2 protein-coding genes are annotated in these 267 nt (G+C 46.4%); one reads left to right on the top strand and one right to left on the bottom strand.

Annotated elements, in window-relative coordinates:
• A partial coding sequence (locus Ga0451573_RS19260; protein ID WP_269438412.1) for an RQC domain-containing protein occupies positions 1–189 on the bottom strand: 189 nt, incomplete at its 3' end.
• On the opposite strand from Ga0451573_RS19260, the gene Ga0451573_RS20375 reads away from it, so the two are divergent.
• A partial coding sequence (locus Ga0451573_RS20375) for an RQC domain-containing protein (protein ID WP_231685807.1) occupies positions 138–267 on the top strand: 130 nt, incomplete at its 3' end. The genes Ga0451573_RS19260 and Ga0451573_RS20375 overlap by 52 nt on opposite strands.

Here is a 267-nt window from a genome sequence, read left to right as displayed (position 1 = left end):
ATCGTGACCATTTTCGCGCACGCGAATATTTTGCATGCCACGCAGCACTTCAACTGCATAGCCAATACCGAAGTTTTGATTAATACGATAAACACACGACAACGCCTTGCGCGCTTCATCTGTAGCGTCAAAGTGCTTTGGCGGATCTAGGCAGATATCGCAGTTGCCGCAAGGCTTTTCACGATACAATTTCCACTTATGGCATTGGTCGTGACCACAGCCATGATTACTGGGTGAGTATTTTCCGCCAGTTAATTCATAAAGGCA

The sequence above is a fragment of the Phosphitispora fastidiosa genome (assembly GCF_019008365.1).
GTDB classification, from domain to species: domain Bacteria; phylum Bacillota; class Thermincolia; order Thermincolales; family UBA2595; genus Phosphitispora; species Phosphitispora fastidiosa.
This window is presented reverse-complemented; position numbering and strand designations above follow the sequence as displayed.